Source organism: Streptomyces sp. NPDC059455 (genome assembly GCF_042750115.1).
GTDB classification, from domain to species: Bacteria; Actinomycetota; Actinomycetes; order Streptomycetales; family Streptomycetaceae; genus Streptomyces; species Streptomyces endocoffeicus.
Window position 1 is genome coordinate 1 of the sequence record NZ_JBHYVB010000198.1, and the last position, 16,627, is coordinate 16,627.

Annotated in this window: 11 protein-coding genes; 1 reads left to right on the forward strand and 10 read right to left on the reverse strand. The window is 73.3% G+C overall.

Going from position 1 to position 16,627, the window contains the following annotated elements; translation table 11 throughout:
* Positions 1-300: 300 nt before the first annotated feature.
* The 10 genes from ACFXB5_RS43170 to ACFXB5_RS43215 all read right to left on the reverse strand — a co-directional run bounded on the left by ACFXB5_RS43170 (position 301) and on the right by ACFXB5_RS43215 (position 15,226).
* Positions 301-2,451, reverse strand: a complete 2,151-nt coding sequence (locus ACFXB5_RS43170; RefSeq protein ID WP_385219112.1) for a DUF5107 domain-containing protein — start codon at positions 2,449-2,451, stop codon at positions 301-303.
* A gap of 189 nt (positions 2,452-2,640) precedes the next feature.
* Positions 2,641-3,195, reverse strand: coding sequence for a GNAT family N-acetyltransferase (locus ACFXB5_RS43175; protein WP_385219114.1), 555 nt, complete (start codon positions 3,193-3,195; stop codon positions 2,641-2,643).
* The gene (locus ACFXB5_RS43180; RefSeq protein WP_385219116.1) at positions 3,188-3,931 is read right to left on the reverse strand and encodes a 4'-phosphopantetheinyl transferase family protein; all 744 of its coding nucleotides are present in this window, start codon (positions 3,929-3,931) and stop codon (positions 3,188-3,190) included. The genes ACFXB5_RS43175 and ACFXB5_RS43180 overlap by 8 nt, the downstream gene beginning before the upstream one ends.
* Positions 3,928-5,994 (reverse strand): prolyl oligopeptidase family serine peptidase, encoded by a 2,067-nt coding sequence (locus tag ACFXB5_RS43185; protein ID WP_385219118.1) that lies wholly within the window; start codon positions 5,992-5,994, stop codon positions 3,928-3,930. Before ACFXB5_RS43185 ends, ACFXB5_RS43180 begins: the two co-directional genes overlap by 4 nt.
* An 8-nt stretch (positions 5,995-6,002) precedes the next feature.
* A complete protein-coding gene (locus ACFXB5_RS43190) occupies positions 6,003-7,343 on the reverse strand; it encodes a M20/M25/M40 family metallo-hydrolase (protein WP_385219120.1) in 1,341 nt (446 codons plus the stop codon).
* On the reverse strand, positions 7,336-8,169 hold the full coding sequence (locus ACFXB5_RS43195; protein ID WP_201852993.1) for a M55 family metallopeptidase: 834 nt from the start codon (positions 8,167-8,169) through the stop codon (positions 7,336-7,338). Before ACFXB5_RS43195 ends, ACFXB5_RS43190 begins: the two co-directional genes overlap by 8 nt.
* Positions 8,170-8,275: 106 nt before the next feature.
* Complete coding sequence (locus tag ACFXB5_RS43200) at positions 8,276-8,995, reverse strand: class I SAM-dependent methyltransferase (protein WP_385219122.1); 720 nt, start codon at positions 8,993-8,995, stop codon at positions 8,276-8,278.
* A 74-nt stretch (positions 8,996-9,069) separates the two neighbouring features.
* The gene (locus ACFXB5_RS43205; RefSeq protein WP_385219124.1) at positions 9,070-11,550 is read right to left on the reverse strand and encodes a SpoIIE family protein phosphatase; all 2,481 of its coding nucleotides are present in this window, start codon (positions 11,548-11,550) and stop codon (positions 9,070-9,072) included.
* 408 nt (positions 11,551-11,958) lie between these two features.
* Positions 11,959-14,517: an MFS transporter gene (locus ACFXB5_RS43210; protein WP_385219126.1), complete on the reverse strand. Its 2,559-nt coding sequence runs from the start codon at positions 14,515-14,517 to the stop codon at positions 11,959-11,961.
* Between the two features lie 265 nt (positions 14,518-14,782).
* Positions 14,783-15,226 carry an SRPBCC family protein gene (locus ACFXB5_RS43215; RefSeq protein ID WP_385219128.1) on the reverse strand — a complete coding sequence of 148 codons (444 nt, stop codon included), beginning with the start codon at positions 15,224-15,226 and terminating at the stop codon, positions 14,783-14,785.
* A 159-nt stretch (positions 15,227-15,385) separates the two neighbouring features.
* Here ACFXB5_RS43215 and ACFXB5_RS43220 point away from each other — a divergent pair, with 159 nt between their 5' ends.
* A complete protein-coding gene (locus ACFXB5_RS43220) occupies positions 15,386-16,456 on the forward strand; it encodes an Rv2578c family radical SAM protein (protein ID WP_385219130.1) in 1,071 nt (356 codons plus the stop codon).
* Positions 16,457-16,627: the final 171 nt, after the last annotated feature.

The following is a 16,627-nucleotide window of genomic DNA, read 5'->3' on the forward strand; positions in this document are numbered from 1 at the left end:
CGGCGCCGCCCCCCCCCCCCGCCCCGCCCCACCCCCCGCCCCGGGGCCCGCCCCGCGCCCCCCGGGGTTGGGGGCGGCCCCCCCCGTTGCGGGAAGGGGCGGGAGGGGAAAGCATCGATATGCGGCTCCGCCGCGTGGCCCGCCGGACACCCCGTATGCCGCCCGCGCGCGCACGCCGGGCAAGTCGCCATGCGGGCCGCAGGCCGCTTGCAGGGCGCATGAGGGCATGTGGGCGCGCCGCGGCGGCGGGACCGGCCCCCGGGGTGCGACCCGGTATGCCCTCTGCGGGCCGTAGGCCCACTAGGCGGGGCGCATGCGGAATTCGTAGTGGGCGGGGAGGGGGTGCTCGGCGTGGGTCCGGGCGCGTACCTCCTCGGTGAGTGGGTCCTCGGTGCCGGTCGCCAGCCGTTCCACGATCGCGTACCAGGTGTCGCTCAACGCCTCGTCGCCCTCGCGCAGATCGCAGACCTCGAAGCCCTCGTCGAAGACGGCACGGGCGGCCAGGGCGTCGCCCTGGGCCAGCAGGACCTGGGCGCGCAACAGCCGGAAGCGGCCGCGCGCGCGGATGGCGGGGCGCAGTGCGTCGAGGACCGCTCGTGCGTCGTCGGCGCGGTCGGCCGCGAGCAGCGCGAGGATCGCTTCCCGGCCGAGCGCCGCCTCGGCCGTCTCCAGGGCGGCCGGATCAGCGGCGACGGGCGGCGCGGCGACTGACACGGGCCCCGCCTCCCGCTGCGCCACGCCCTGCCCCGTTCCCGCCGCTTCGAGCACCGGGGGCGCCTCGGGCTCCGGGTCTGCGGCCGAGACGAGCAGGAGCCGTACGGCGCGCAGCAGCCGTTCCGCCGCGCGCGCCGGATGGCCGGAGGCGGTGTCGGCGACGGCCAGACAGCGCAGCGTCCAGGGTGTCTCCGCGCACCGCAGCGACCGCTCCCAGCTGCGCTCGGCCTGGGCGCGGTCGCCCGCGTGCCACTGGGCGACGCCGAGGTGGTACTCGGCCGCGGCGGTCGAGGGCGCCGCTTCGAGGAGGTCGCGCCAGGCGGGCGCGACCACCGAGGCGCCGGGGTCGGCCCGGGAGGGGCCCGGCGCCCAGTCGGGCAGGGCGCCGGTGCGCAGCAACCGGCGCCACGGCTCCTGCTCCTCCCCCAGCGTGTCGGGGTCGAACGGCGTCCCGGGCAGCTGGAATCCGCCGCGCTCGATCTCCAGCGCGCCCCAGCCGGAGCCGGTCGCGAGGCGCTCCACCGGTTCCGCGTCGGCGTACGGGCGCCAGGCGGCGTGGGCCGCGTCGACGGCGGCACGCGGCAGCGCCGCCTCCAGCCGGGTCTCGGTCTCGCGGCGGGCGGCGGCCCAGTCCGCGCCGTGGACGGCGGCCGGGTCGGCGGTCAGCGGGCCGTACGCCTCCAGCCAGGCGAACTCCTCGCCCGCCTCCAGCGGGATGTGCTCGAGCTGGGTGCGGGCGAGCCCGGCCTGGATCTCGGCGTAGCCGCCGGTGCCGGGCTCGGTCAGCCACCGCTGCCAGCGCCGTCCGCCGGGGCCCGCGCCCCAGACGAAGAGCTTGCGGCCGCGCAGCAGATCGGTCGAGGTCTGGACGAGGCCGCCGCCGTCGGCGTCGAGCGAGGCGATCCAGCGGCGGGCGCCGTCGGGCACCTCGTAGAAGTAGTCGGCGGGGTAGTCGCCGCGCAGCGGATAGGTGCGGTCGGCGCCGTCCCACTCGGGGACCGGCACCTTGCCGAGGGTGCGGGCGTAGCCGAAGTGCCAGGCGTCGTCGGCGGGGGCGAGGACGCGGGTGTGCTCGTCCTCGGGGACGGCGATGTTGGACCACCAGTAGACGGGGGCGGGGAGGTGGTGGGGGTTGCGGATCCTGACGCCCACGTAGAGGAACGCGGAGTCGGCGGGCAGCCACAGATCCACCTGGAAGGGCAGATCGCGCAGCCGCTCCCACTCCCACAGCCGCACCATCGCGCCCCCTTCGGCGGCGTCGGGGGCGGGGACGCGGGCGGCGTGCAGGGGTGAGCAGGACAGGGTGGTGTGGCCGGTGGCGCCGATGTTCCACTCGATCCCGCCGGAGAACCAGGCGCCGTTGAGGGCGAAGTCGGCGGGCTGGAGCACCGGGTTCCGGTACAGCAGCTCACGGCCGGTCGGCTTGTGGACCAGTGAGTGGACCCGGCCGCCGAGCCCGGGTAGCACGGTGGCCCGAAGCTGGTCGTTCTCCAGGACGATGGCGTCGAGCGCGGCGGGGGCGCGGTCGCGGCCGTAGCCGTCGCGCAGTCGCACCGGCAACACCGACCGCAGTGGTGCGTAGGCGACCTGACGGGCCATGTCGCTGGGGAGGGTGGCCCGGATGTGGTCGTCCACGCGGTGCACCTCGTCGAGGGGGCGCAGCGCGGGCAGGGGGTTGTCGGGCCCCACGGGGGCGGTGGGAAGGGTCAGAGTGGTACGTCGCACACTCGTGGCCACGGGCTGCCTCGTTCCGACTGCCTTGGGTCACCTCGGTGCGGCGACCGTCCGGTGACCATGGAACAACGCCGACGGGCTCGCTGAACAGAGCGGCTTCGGACCGATCATGGTGACCCGTCAGCCGCGTCTTCGCCCGGCACCTGGCAGCGTCGGCCGTCGCCCGGCACCGCTGGCCGACGCCCGGCGCCGTCAGCCAGGGTCGGTCCGCTGGTTCAGCATGTCGCTGGTCATGGCCCAGCGCTCGTGGTCGCGCCAGGCGCCCTCGATATAGAGGAAGTCGGGGGAGAATCCCTCCAGCCGGAAGCCATGGCGCTTCACCAGCCCGATCGACGCCTTGTTGCCCGGCTGGATGTTGACCTCCACGCGGTGCAGCCCCAGCGGACCGAAGGCATGGCGCAGTACGAGCCCGAGCCCCTCGGACATCAGGCCCTGCCCGGCGGCGGGCGGAAAGGCGCCGTAGCCGATCGAGCCGCACTGGAAGGCGCCGCGCACGATGTTGTTGATGTTGATGAATCCGGCCATGTCACCGGTCTCCCGAGCATGGACCAGGAAGCCCTCGCGGTCCTCGCGCTCCAGCTGGGCGATGTAGTGCTGAAAGGCCGGCTCGGTGGTGGGGAGGGTGAGCCAGGGGCGGTGGAACGGCATGCTCTCCCGGGCGCGCCTGGTGAACTCCGCCGCGTCCTCGCGGCGGGTGTGGCGGATGGCGGCCCGGGTTCCTTCTGCGACGTAGGGGACGTCAGGCATGCGGCAATGATGTCAGCAGCGCCATGGCCGCCGCATAGCCGGAGCTCCCGGATATGGCCTCGTCCACGGGGATGTCGGTCATCGTCCACGGGCCGACCGGCACGGCGGAGAGCCCGGTGCCGACATAGTTGACCGCCGGGTCCCTGGACAGGCCGGTGCCCAGGCCCTTGAGATAGGCCTCCTTGCGGGTCCAGCAGCGGGCGAAGGCGGCGGGCCGGTCGGCGGGCACCAGCGCGTCCAGTTCGGCGCGCTCCTTGGGGTGCAGACTCTCGGCGACCCCTTCGACCACCGAGGCAGGCTGGAGCTTCTCCACGTCCACGCCGACCGGGGAGCCCGCGAAGGCGAAGAGCACCAGATCACCGGCGTGCGACATATTGAAGTGCAGCGGGGTGCCGGACACGGCGGGGCGGCCGTGCGGGCCGCCGCAGCCGGGGCAATCCTCGCGGGTGAACGGCACATCGGCCGGGGCCATGCCCAGATAGGCGCCGAGCAGCTCCCGCAGCCCCAGATGGGCCGCCGTATAGCGCTCGCGGTCCTCCGCCCGCAGGAACTTCGAGGCCCGCTCCCGCTCCTCGGCGTCCAGGATCGTGGCGGGCGCGCCCGCGTCCATGGCCGCGGTGTACCGCGAGACGCTGAGCAGCCAGGTCTCGGGCTCGCCGCCCTGCGGCCAGCCATCCGCGACGGCGGTGGGCAGCGGATCACGACCGACGATGCGCGGGGCCGGTGGGGGTGTCAACTCGCTCCTCCAGTGGAGTTCGGAACCGCTGACTTCAGCAGTTCCAGGGTGGGCACATCGGATCTGATCAGCCCGAAGGTCTGGATGTACAGCGACAATTCGGCCTCCAGGGCGCGGATCATCGTATCGGCGCGGCGGAAGCCATGGCCCTCGCCCTCGAAGGTGAGATAGGCGTGCGGGACGCCGAGCCCGGAGACCGCCTCCAGGAACCGCTCGCACTGCTCGGGCGGGCAGATGGTGTCGTCCAGCCCCTGGAGCAGTACGAACGGCGAGCCGACGCGGTCGGCCCGGTGCAGCGGGGAGCGCTCGCGGTAGCGGTCGGCCACCTCATCGAGCGGGCCCACCAGCGATTCGGTGTAGCGCGACTCGAAGTCATGGGTGCCGCCGGTGGCCCAGGAGACCAGATCGAGGATGGGGTACCTGACGGTGGCGCAGGCGTAGAGGTCCGTGGCGGTGAGGGAGGCCGCCGCCGTCCAGCCACCCGCGCTGCCGCCGCGGATCGCGAGCCGGGCGCGGTCGGCGATGCCCTCGTCGGCGAGCGCCCCGGCGACGGCGGCGCAGTCCTGGACGTCGACCACGCCCCACTGCTCGCGCAGCCGCTCGCGGTAGGCGCGGCCATAGCCCGTGGAGCCCCCGTAGTTGACCTCGGCGACGCCGATGCCGCGCGAGGTGAAGAAGGCGATCTCCAGGTCGAGCACGAGCGGGGCACGGCCGGTGGGCCCGCCGTGGGCCCGGATCACATACGGCGGAAGCTCACCATCCGGTGCGGTGTGGCCGGGATGGTGCGGTGGGTAGAGCTGGGCGTGGATCTCCCGGCCGTCCGGTCCGGTGAAGGTGCGGGCCTCCGGCCGGGGGTAGTACGCGGGGTCCACGGCGTCGCTGTGAGCGCTGCCGATGGCCCGGGAGCGACCGGTGCACACGTCCAGCTCCACCACCTCATGGCCGCTGTGCTGGCTCGCCGCGACGCCGACCACACGGGTGCCGTTGACGGCCAGCGTCGGCTCCCATTCGGTCCAGGGTCCGGGCACATCGGCCAGCTCGCCGGTCCGTGGGTCGAGGATGCCGAGGGCCGCCGCGCCCCGGCCGTGCAGCACCGCGATCAGACCGCCGGTCAGCGGGGCGAACCAGCGGTGGCCCAGCTTCCACAGCGGCCCGCCGAACTCCTCCTCGCGGGGGCAGAGCTCCACCGGCCGCCCGGCCATGGCCCGCTCCCGTGCCCCGGACGCCTCCTCCGGCGGCTGGAGACGGTGCAGATTCCACCAGCCGGTGCGGTCGGTGGCCGCGAGCAGCGCGCCGTCCTCGGCCCACTCGATCTGGGCGACCGACTCCTCCGGCCCGCCCAGCACCGCCCGGGCGCCGGTGAAGGAGCCGTCCTCCGCGACATCGGCCAGCATCACCTCCGTGCCGTCCCAGGGCATCCGAGGGTGGTCCCAGACGATCCAGGCCGCCCGCCGGCCGTCGGGCGAGAGCCGGGGCCCGGTGAGGAAACGATGGCGGTCGTCGGTCAGCTCGCGCACCGCCACACGGTCCTCGGCGGCCGAACCGTCCAGCGGTACGGCGGCGATGACCCGCCGCACATCCGTCGGCCCCGCGCCGGTGAACTCCTCCAGCACACACCACACCTCGCCGCGCTCCGGGAGGAGCACCGGGTCGGCCCAGCGCAGCCCCTCCCCCACCGGCGACAGCGGGGTCAGCGGGCGCGGCGCGGCCCCGGCCGGGGCGTCCGGCTCATGGACGTACAACCGCTGGTCGGCGAAGTGGACGAAGACCATCAGCGGGCCGCCGCTCGCGCGGTCCACCGCGGCCCAGGGCATTCCTCCGTACCCCATCACCTTGCCGCGCACATTCCACGGCGGGGCCAGCACCGGGATCTCGGCGCCGTCGGTGCGCCGCCGGATCAGGGCGCGGCGGCCGCCCTCGCCGGGGCGCGGCGCGGTCCACCACACCTCCTCGCCGACCGTGCCCACATACTCCGGATGGCCGTCGTGGGAGGCGACGAGCTCGGCGTCGACCGGGGAGGGCCAGTCGCCGTAAGGGGCCGTGACGGCCGTCTGCTGCTGCACCGTGTTTCTCACGCCCTCTGCAGGAAGTGGTCGAGCACGCGGACGCCGAAGTGCAGGGCCTCCACCGGCACCCGCTCGTCCACGGCGTGGTAGAGCGCCTGGTAGTCGAAGCCCTCGGGCAGGCGCAGCGGCGAGAAGCCGTATCCGGCGATGCCGAGCCGGGAGAACTGCTTGGCGTCGGTGCCGCCCGACATGCAGTACGGCACGGCGCGGGCGCCCGGGTCGAAGTGCTCGACGGCGGCGCGCATCGCCCGGTACGTGGGGGTGTCGATCGGCGCCTCCAGCGGGCGCTCCCGGTGGTGGAACTCCCACTCCACATCCGGTCCGGTGAGCCGGTCGAGGGTGTCGTGGAACTCCTCCTCGCCGCCGGGCAACATCCGCCCGTCCACATAGGCGGTCGCGCTGCCCGGGATCACATTGACCTTGTAACCGGCCTCGAGCACCGTGGGGTTGGCGCTGTTGCGCACGGTGGGCTCGATCAGGGCGGCGGCGGGGCCCAGCTTGGCCAGCAGGGCGTCGACGTCGAAGTCCGGGGCGTCCACCTCGGCCGGAACGCCCTGGAGCGCGGCCAGTTCGGTGAGCGCGGACTTCACCGTGGGCGTCAGCCGGACCGGCCAGCTGTGCTCACCGATGCGGGCGACGGCGGCGGCCAGCCTGCTGACCGCGTTGTCCCGGTTGACCTTGGAGCCGTGTCCGGCGCGGCCGTGTGCGGTGAGCTTCAGCCAGGCCGTGCCGCGCTCCCCCGCCGCGATGGGGTAGATCCGCATCCCGGACCCGGCGTGGAAGGTGAAGGCTCCGGACTCGCTGATGCCCTCGGTGCAGCCCTCGAAGAGCCCGGCGTGCCGGTCGGCGAGGAAGCCGGCGCCCCAGGCGGCGCTGTCCTCCTCGTCGGCGGTGAAGGCCAGCACGATGTCCCGGCGCGGCCGCACACCCGTCCGCGCCCAGGCCCGGACGACGGCGAGCACCATCGCGTCCATGTCCTTCATGTCGATGGCGCCCCGGCCCCAGACGACCCCGTCGCGCACCTCCCCGGAGAAGGGGTGCACGGTCCAGTCGGCGGGCTCGGCGGGCACCACGTCCAGATGGCCGTGGACCAGCAGCGCGGGCGCGGACCGATCGGTGCCCTCGATCCGGGCGACGACATTGGTGCGCCCCGGCGACCGCTCCAGCAGGGTGGGCTCGATCTCCACATCGCCGAGCATCTCCGCCACATACTCGGCGGCCGGGCGCTCCGAGCAGTCGCCGCCGCCGCGGTTGGTGGTGTCGATCCTGATCAGATCGGAGGTGAACCGCACCACCTCCTCCAGCGCCTGGGCGTCGATCGCCTCGGCGCGGCCCGCGTCAGCCATATTGCTCCTCCACCGCGGCCGAGACGACCGTCGTGACGGCCTTGAAGCAGCGGATCCCCTCGTACATGGTCGGTGAGGTGTACGCGACGCGCCGCTCGCCGCTGCGCTCCACGCCCGGCACGACGCTCGCCGCCCCCACCAGATGCTCGGCGTCGAATTCCAGCTCCAGGGTGAACGGCCCGCCGCGGGCGGGCTCATGGCGCACCGCCAGCGCCGCCGCCTCCCGCGCCGCCTCCCGGATGTCCGCGGCCGTGCGGGCGGGGGTGCGGCAGACCGCCGCATAGCGCGAGACATAGTCCTTGACCGCGACGCACCGGGCGCCGGGCACATAGTCCTTGGCGTCCTCGCAGGTTTTGTCGTCCCCGGTGATCAGCACCACCGGCACCCCGTACTCGGCGACCACCAGTGCGTTGAGCCGGCCTTCGCTCGCCCGCGCGCCGTTCACCCATACACCGGTGATGGAGTTGGCCAGGTAGGTGTGGGCGAGGACGCCCTCGGTGCCCGCGCCGGTGTGATAGCCGACGAACGCCACCCCGTCCACATCACCGTGCTGCACGCCCTCGACCATGCTCAGGGTCTTGTGCCGCCCGGTGAGCATCTGCGCGCGCTCGTCCAGCTCCTCCAGCAGCAGATTGCGCATGCTCCAGTGCGCCTCATTGATGAGCACCTCGTCCGCACCGCCGTCGAGGAACCCCGCCACGGCCGCGCTCACATCGGAGGTGAACAGACGGCGGCAGCGCTCCCACTGCGGGGTGCCGGGCAGCACATCAGCCGGCCAGGTCACGCCGGTGGCGCCCTCCATGTCGGCGCTGATGAGGATCTTCATGCCTCGTCACGTTACGCGCCGCGCCCGACCCGAACCACCCCTGTGGATAACTGGTCCAGTCCACTGATCCGGCCTGCGGCGCGCGGGGTCCGACCGCCACGTCGGACTACGCCCGCGAGACCACGAACCAGCGGGCCGGCAGCTCGACCCGGGAGCCGTCCGGCCACTGCTCCGTTTGGGCCAGCGCCGTCGGGCCGTCGGCCAGGATCTCCAGCCCGGCCTCCGCCAGCACCTCCGGAACCTCCTTGTCCGGCGCGTCGGCCGGCCGCAGCCCGTGGTCGAGGACCCGGCGCAGCTTCGGCGGCGGACCGCCCGGACTCGCCGCCAGCTTCGCCAGCACGGCCTTGGACTCCTCCGTCAGCTCCGCGACGAACCCCCGCCCGCGCCGCCCCAGCAGCGTGGCCACCGCCTCCGCGACCGGGCGCCGGTCGGCGGCGTCGCTCTGGTGGATGACGGCCCGCATGTACACATTGGCGTCGCCGAGCCGCCGGGTCAGGTCCGCCACCGCGGCCGTGTCCGTCAGGCTCAGCCGCCGGTACTCCGCCGCGCCCGCCGAGTCGGCGCGCCGTGCGTGCTCCACCGCGGCCTGGGACAGGTCCACGCCCAGCGTCCGCCCGAAGCGGGCGGCCAGATAGCGGGTCTGGGTGCCGCTGCCACAGCCCAGGTCGACGATCGGCAGCGAGGTGTCGGCGTGCGGGGCGAGCAGGTCCAGGTGCGGGGCGGCGCCCAGCGAGGGGTCCACGTCCCATATGGCGTCCCCCGGGACGTCCGAGGTCTCCCGCCAGTAGCTCTCCCACGCCTGCCGGTAGCGTTCCGAGACACTCATCGCCGCTCCCCTGGGTGTGCCAACGCCTGATCGGCCGGATGTGCCGACGTCTGCTCGGTCAGATTTGCCAATGCCTACTCGGCCGGATGTGCCAACGCCTGCTCGAACCACACCGTTTTACCGCGCCCCGTGCGGCTCGTCCCCCACTCGCGCGCCAGTTTGCTGATCACCCGCAGCCCGCGCCCGCTCTCGTCGTCGCGGTCCGCGCTCAGCAGCGCCGGCAGTTCGTGGTCGTCGTCGGTGACCTCGCACAGCAGGGCGTCGGTGCGCACCAGCCGCAGCCGCACATGGTGGGTGTGGGCGTGCCGTATCGCGTTGGTCACCGCCTCGCTCACCAGGAGCTCGGCGGTCTCCACGGACTCCGGCAGCCCCCACCGCAGCAGCCGCTCGCGGACGAGCCGGCGCGCCCGCCCGACCTCGCTGGGGTCCAGCGCGAGCCGCCACTGGGCGACATCCTCGGCCGGTATGCCGTTCAGCCGGGCCATCAGAAGCGCCACGTCGTCCTTACGGCCGTCACGGCCGTCCGTGTCGCGGGAGGCGGCGGCCAGCGCCCGGATGATGGTGTCGCAGGCGTCGTCCATGGACGCCGCCGGATGCGCCGCGGACTCGCACAGCGCGGCGATCCCGGCGCCGATGTCCTGGCCCCGCACCTCGACCAGGCCGTCCGTGCACAGCACCAGCCGGTCGCCGGGCGCCACCCGCACCGTCACCGTCTCGAAGGGCACCCCGCCCACGCCGATCGGCGCCCCGGTCGGCAGGTCCAGCAGCTCGCTGCGGCCGTCCCGGGCCCGCACCAGCACGGGCGGGATATGGCCCGCGTTGGAGACCACCAGCTCGGAGCTCACGGGGTCGTAGACGGCGTACAGACAGGTGGCCAGATAGTGCTCGCCCAGCCGCTGGGCCAGATCGTCGAGGTTGCGCAGCAGCTGTGCGGGCGGCAGATCGAGCGCGGCCATGGTCTGCACGGCGGTGCGCAACTGCCCCATCATCGCCGCCGAGGTGAGCCCGTGCCCCATGACGTCGCCGACCACCAGCGCGGTGCGCGACCCGGGCAGCTTGATGGTGTCGAACCAGTCTCCGCCGACCCGGCCGAGCCGGGTGCCGGGCAGATAGCGGGTGGCGGTGTCGCAGCCCGCCATGCGCGGCGTCACCTGGGGCAGCATGCTGTCCTGGAGCGTCTCGGCGACGTTCTCCTGGTAGGTGTACATCCGGGCGTTGTCGAGGACGAGCCCGGCGCGGGCGGCCAGTTCGGCGCCGGTCGTACGGTCCATGTCGTCGAACGGCTCCCGCCCCGGGCGCCGCAGCAGCACCATGAAGCCCAGCACCACATCACGCGCCTTGAGCGGCACGATCAGGATCGACCGGCCGTTGATCAGGGGCCTGAGGTCGCGCTTCTCGAACTGCCCGGCGATCCGGTCGCCCACCTCGTCGCTGATGTGCGGGATCAGCACCGGTTCGCCCGTGACCATGCACTGGAAGAACGGGGTGTGCTCGGGGAACGCGATGCTCTCCCCGACCGGCACGGTGTCGTCCCAGCGGCCCGGTTCGTCGTTGTGCTCGACCCAGACGCGGTGCCAGACGGTGGTGACGTCGGGCGGGCCGTCGGGGAACCCCTCGCCCGCCAGGACCTGGGCGCGCAGATGGGTCCCGGCGAAGTCCGCGAAGCGCGGGACGGCCGCGCTGGTCACCTCGCGGATGGTGCGGGCGAGGTCCAGCGAGGTGCCGATGCGGCCGCTGACCTCGTTGAGGAACTCCAGCCGCTCACGGACCGCCGCGTACTCCAGGTCCACCTCGTCGGGGTCCGGCGAACGCTCGGGGGCGTGCGCCCGATCCGGTGCGCCGTCCGCCGCGATCGCGCTCCGGCGTACGGCCTCCTGGCGCGCCCGGCGCTCGCGGTAGCGGGGCATCCCCCAGTCCGGGGTCACCGGGACGCGCTCGTGGTGACTGATCTCCAGTACCGGATAGCCCAGTTCCAGCACCTGGGCGACGATCCGGCCGGCCGTGGCCGGGCCCATGTTGGGCAGGATGTCCGGCAGCCGGCCGGCCAGCCGCTCGGCGCCGGGGAACTCGGTGTGCAGAGCGAATCCGGGCCCGATCCGCTCATCGCGCCCCAGCGCGTCCCCGCCCACCCCCTGGACGTCCGCCGCCAACACCAGCAGCCGCTCCGGCCCGGGGCCCACCAGCGGATACGCCCACCACAGGACGTCAACCCGGCCAAGGCCCGGCTCCGCCATCCGGGCCCGCCCCGCGGTGGGGTAGTAAACGGTGCCGAGCCGCGAGTCGTCGAGCTCCGGGCTGCCCGTCGCGTCGGTGCGCACCTCGGCGTGGCGTAACGCCCCCGAGACCGGCATCAGGTCGACGGCGGGACGGCCGACGGCCTGTTGCCGCGTGGGTCCGAAGAGCCTGCGCGCCCCCGAACTCCAGTGTGTGACCCGCCCCTCGGCGTCGATGACGACGACCGCGAGCGGCATCCTCCCGTGGACACCCCTGCGCTGCTCCGGCACCACGGGCGGCTCGCCCTGGCCGTCGTCGCAGCGCGACGTGCCGTACTCCATAGGCGGAAGACTCCTTCGCACGCAAGATCTGCGACAGCGCTACCCACGGTACGGCGGTTGCGGGCGACTGCGGGAGGCAATACCCGAATAGGTGTCATGTGCGACTAGGTGCGAGGGAGTCGCCGCGGCGCGCCTCCCGGCGGATCTTTCCCCCTCCCCGCCCGTTCCCGCAGCATCGATATGCGGCTCCGCAGCGTGGCAGGGGCTCCGCCCCTGGCCCCCAGGGGCCGACGAGCCGACCACCGCCGCCATCAACTCACCGGCCAGCGCGCCTACCGCGCCACCCGCGACGCGGTCGGGGTCTGGGGCGGAGCCCCGGTTGAGGGAAGGGGCGGGGAGGGGAGCAGCCCGCCGCAGGCGGCACGATCCGTCGGACGCCCCCTAGCCCCCCTAGTCCGCCTAGTGCGCCTAGTCCTCGTAGCCCAGTTGGAGATCGCGCTCCGTACGGCCGCCGCCCGCGATCTGGAGGACCGTCGCCACCGGCGGGTAGCCGGCCGCGATGACCGTGTATTCGCCCGCCGACAGGTCAATGAAGCGGAACGCGCCTTCGGGGCCCGTGGTCGCCGTGTCGACCACGTTGCCCGCCGCGTCCAGCAGCGTGACCCGGGCGTCCTCCACCACCCGGCCGCCGGTGGCCCGCACGACTCCGCGCAGGACCGCGCCACCGGCCAGTTCGATGTCCTGCCGGGTCTCGCGGGCGGCCTGGACGGTGACGGGGAGGGCGGCGGGGCGGAACGCGGGGGCGCTGGCGGCGAGGGTGTACTCGCCCGCCACCAACTCGTCCATCACATAGCCCCCTTCGCGTCCGCTGCGGGTGGCCGCGACGACCTCGCCGCGCACATCGGTCAGGGTGACCGTCGCCTCCCTTACGGGCGTGCCGTCCGCCGTAAGGACGGCACCGGCGAGCCGTCCCGCACCCCCGAGTACCACGTCCAGCTCGACCGGCCGGTCCCCGACGGTGACGCTGACCGCCCGCGGCTGGTGGCCGCCGGCCGCCGCGATCAGGACGTACGACCCGGCGCCTGGCGTGCTCAGCGCGTACCGCCCGTCCTCCCCGGTGGCACCGCGCCCGATCTGGCGTCCGCCGACGTCGATGAGGGTCAGGGCCGCCCGTGGGACCGAGGTGCCGTCGTGGTGCTGGACCGTGCCGCAGACCGGGACGCCCGCGGTGGGCGGCGGCGCGGTGGGCGAGGCGGCCGCGGCGTGCCGGGGCCGGGCGCTCGTGCGCGCGGCCGGTACCACGGGGTCGTGCAGATCTTGCGGGTCTTGCTGGACGGCATAGTCGGTGTGGGACACCAGAGGTTTCTCCTTCAGGAGGAAGGCGAGCAGGAAGCCCAGGACGAGCACCGGCACGAGATAGAGGAAGATCCGCGGTATGGCGTGGGCGTACGCCGCGATGTAGCCGTCACGCAGGGCGCCCGGCATGGCGTGCACCATCTGCGGGGTGACCGAGTCGGGGTCGGGCAGACCGGTTCCGTCGCCGCCGCTCCCGTACGCCGCTCCGGAGGGCAGGTCGACCTGGAGGCGGTCGGTGAGCCGGTTGGCGAAGAGCGTGCCGAAGACGGCCGCGCCGACGCTGCCGCCGATCTGCCGGAAGTAGTTGTTGGCGCTGGTGGCCGAGCCGAGGTCGGCCGCGGGCACGGAGTTCTGCACGACGAGGACGAGCACCGGCAGGACGAGCCCGATACCGAGCCCGAGGACGCCCATCCACAGGCTGTAGTCCTGGCGGGGGGTGTCCTCCTCCAGCCGGGAGAGCAGCCACATGCCGGCGATGGAGATCAACCCGCCGACGACGGGGAAGACCTTGTAGCGGCCGGTGGCGCTGATGAGGTGTCCGGAGAGGATGGAGGCCAGCACCATGCCGCCCATCATGGGCACCATCAGCAGCCCCGATTCGGTGGCCGAGACGCCGTCGACCATCTGGAGGAAGGTCGGCAGATAGCTGGCGGCGCCGAAGAGGGCGACGCCGATGACGGCGCCGATCAGCCCGCTGACGCAGAAGACCGAGTCGCGGAACAGCCGCATGGGGATGATGGGTTCGGGGACGACGCACTCCACGACGACGAAGAGGATCGCCGAACCGGCCGCCCCCAGGGCGAGCCCGAGGATGACGCGGGAGCCCCACGCGTACTCCGTGCCGCCCCAACTCGTCAGCAGCACCGCGCAGGTGGAGAACAGGGACAGGAACAGCGCGCCCGGATAGTCGAAGCGGGCCCGCCGCGGCGGCTCCGGCACCTTGAGGACGGCGGCCACGACGGCGAGGGTGAGCAGCCCGAAGGGGACGTTGACGTAGAAGCACCAGCGCCAGGAGGCATGGTCGGTGAAGAACCCGCCGAGCAGCGGCCCGGCCACCGAGGCGAGACCGAACGCGGCGCCGATGAGCCCCATATAGCGGCCACGTTCCCGCGGGGGAACAATATCGGCCATGATCGCCTGGACGCCGATCATCAGACCGCCGGCGCCCACGCCCTGTACCGCCCGGAAGGCGATCAGCTCCTCCATCGTGCGTGACCAGCCCGCGAGCGCGGATCCGGCGATGAAGACGACGATCGCGAAGACGAAGACGCTCTTACGGCCGATGAGATCGCCCAGCTTGCCGTAGAGCGGCAGCACGACGGTGACCGCGAGGAGGTAGGAGGTGACGGTCCAGGACATCTTGCCCAGGCCGTGGAGTTCGCCGACCACCTCGGGGAGGGCGGTGGCGACGATGGTCTGGTCGAGGGCCGCGAGCAGCAGCGCGAGCATCAGCCCGAAGAAGACCATCCGCACCCGGGCCGGGCTGAGCGAGGCGCGCGCCGGGGCGGCGCCGTCCGCCGGGGGCGGCGCCGCACCCGCCCCGGCGCCGCCGGCTTCGGTTCCGTCGTCGGTGGCGTGGGCGGGAGGGCCCGCCGGTTCGTATCCGCCGTGCTCGCGGCTCTCTCGCCGCTTGGGCACGGTGGCGCCGGTGGTCCCGGTGGTGCCGCCCACGTCCTTCTCCCCTCGTCACGTCTGCGCCGCCCATTTCTCGCATCACGCGCAACGGGGGGCAAACAGCGACGAATCGCCGACGAGGGGTCGCGGACGGCATTCGCCCCGGTGAGAGTGTGTATGGGGGTATGCGGGACCGCGGAGAAAACCACCCGAACCGGTGAGTGTGACGCTCGGTCCGGGAGGCGGGGCCGGGGACGGGCTCAGGACGTCATGGGCGCCATAAACGGCGCCAAAAGCCGCGCCAAAAGCCGCGCCATAGGCGCTATTCGGCCGTCTCGGCGGCGAGCTTGGCCAGCAGCTCGTCGTAGATCCGGGCCAGCCCCTTGGGGGCGAAGGTCCGCTCGAAGAAGCCGCCGATGCCGGTCGCGCCGGTCCAGGTCGAGGTGACGACGACCCGCGACTTCCCCTCACCCGCCGGGGTGACGGTCCAGGTGGTGACCATCGAGGAGTTGCGGTCCTTCTCGATCAGCTGGCCGTCGGACGGCTCGGAGACCTCCAGCAGGCAGTCGCGCACCCGCTTGCTGGTGGCCTGGAGCCTCCAGTGCACGACGGTGCCCTCGCCGTCGCCGCCCTCGCGCACCTCGTACTCGCTGAACTGCTGCGGGAGGAGCCGGGGGCGGGTGTCGCGGTAGTCGGCGAGTGCGTCGAACACATCCTCGGGCTTACCCGTGACGATCCGCTCCGTGGTGGCCTCGACCTGCCCCATCGCATTTCCTTCCGCCCTCGACGTGGCGCCTCCAGCCCATGGCGCCCTGACAGGCGCAAGCCAACCACCTCAGGGGCACCGGCCCAAATCCGGGGTTGACTAAAACCAATCAAACATGTGTTCTATTGTGGTATCGAGCGAGACCCGGAGGTGCCTGCGATGCGCTGGGACAACCTGACCCGAGACGACACGGCGGCCACCCCGGCCCTCTTCGCCGCGGACGCGGTGACCACCCGGACCTTCGACACCCCGGAGTTCCGCGGGATCACCTTCCACGAGATCCGGGCGCGCTCGATCATCAATCGGGTGCCCGGGGCCTCCCGGATGCCGTTCGAGTGGACGGTGAATCCATACCGCGGCTGCTCCCACGCCTGCGTCTACTGCTTCGCGCGCAAGACCCACAGCTATCTCGACCTGGACACCGGGATCGGCTTCGACTCCCAGATCGTGGTGAAGACCAACGCGCCGGAGCTGCTCCGCCGCGAGCTGGCCTCCCGCCGCTGGACCGGCGAGCACATCGCCATGGGCACCAACGTGGACTGCTACCAGCGCGCCGAGGGCCGGTACCAGCTCATGCCCGGCATCCTTACGGCGCTCGCGGAGCGCGCCAACCCGTTCTCGATCCTCACCAAGGGCACCCTGATCCTGCGCGATCTGGAGCTGCTGCGGCGGGCGTCGCGCGTCACCGACATCGGCGTCTCGGTCTCGGTCGGCTTCACCGACGGCGAGCTGTGGCGCACCGTCGAACCGGGCACGCCCTCGCCCGAGCGGCGCCTGGACGTCGTACGGACGCTGTCCTCCCACGGGATCCCGTGCGGTGTGCTGATGGCCCCGGTGATCCCCTTCCTCGGCGACTCCCCCGAGCAGCTGCGGGCCACCGTAAGGGCGATCGCGGAGGCCGGCGCCAGCTCCGTGACCCCGCTGGTGCTCCATCTGCGCCCGGGCGCCCGTGAGTGGTTCACCGCCTGGCTCACCCACCACCACCCACGGCTGCTGCGGCGGTACGACGCGCTGTACGAGGGCGGGTCCTACGCCCCGAAGTGGTACCAGCGGCGGATCACCGGAATGGTGCACGACTTCGCCGCCGAGTACGGCATCGGACCGTACGCGTCGGGCACCCACCGCAATGTGCCCGAGAAGCCGGACGCCCGGACCGAACCGGACTCCCGGACCGAAGAGGAGCCGGACGCCCGGGCCGACTCGCCGCCGGCCCAGCTGTCACTGCTCTGACTGCCACTACCCTGAAAACCCGCCGCCCCCGCTCCCTCTCACGGCACCCGCGCCTCACCCACCTTCTCCGCCGCGCCGCCCTGGCCCGCCCGGGCCCGCGCGCCCCCCCCCCCCGCAGCGCCCCCGCACGCGGCGACCGCGCCCGCGCCGGGGGGGCCGGGCCGGCGGGGC

Bases quoted from the DNA above. Each gene is read 5' to 3' on its own strand.
- ACFXB5_RS43175 (WP_385219114.1), bottom strand. From the start codon at position 3,195: ATGCCTGACGTCCCCTACGTCGCAGAAGGAACCCGGGCCGCCATCCGC.
- ACFXB5_RS43190 (WP_385219120.1), bottom strand. From the start codon at position 7,343: ATGGCTGACGCGGGCCGCGCCGAGGCGATCGACGCCCAGGCGCTGGAG.
- ACFXB5_RS43195 (WP_201852993.1), bottom strand. From the start codon at position 8,169: ATGAAGATCCTCATCAGCGCCGACATGGAGGGCGCCACCGGCGTGACC.
- ACFXB5_RS43200 (WP_385219122.1), bottom strand. From the start codon at position 8,995: ATGAGTGTCTCGGAACGCTACCGGCAGGCGTGGGAGAGCTACTGGCGG.
- ACFXB5_RS43205 (WP_385219124.1), bottom strand. From the start codon at position 11,550: ATGGAGTACGGCACGTCGCGCTGCGACGACGGCCAGGGCGAGCCGCCC.
- ACFXB5_RS43215 (WP_385219128.1), bottom strand. From the start codon at position 15,226: ATGGGGCAGGTCGAGGCCACCACGGAGCGGATCGTCACGGGTAAGCCC.
- ACFXB5_RS43220 (WP_385219130.1), top strand. From the start codon at position 15,386: ATGCGCTGGGACAACCTGACCCGAGACGACACGGCGGCCACCCCGGCC.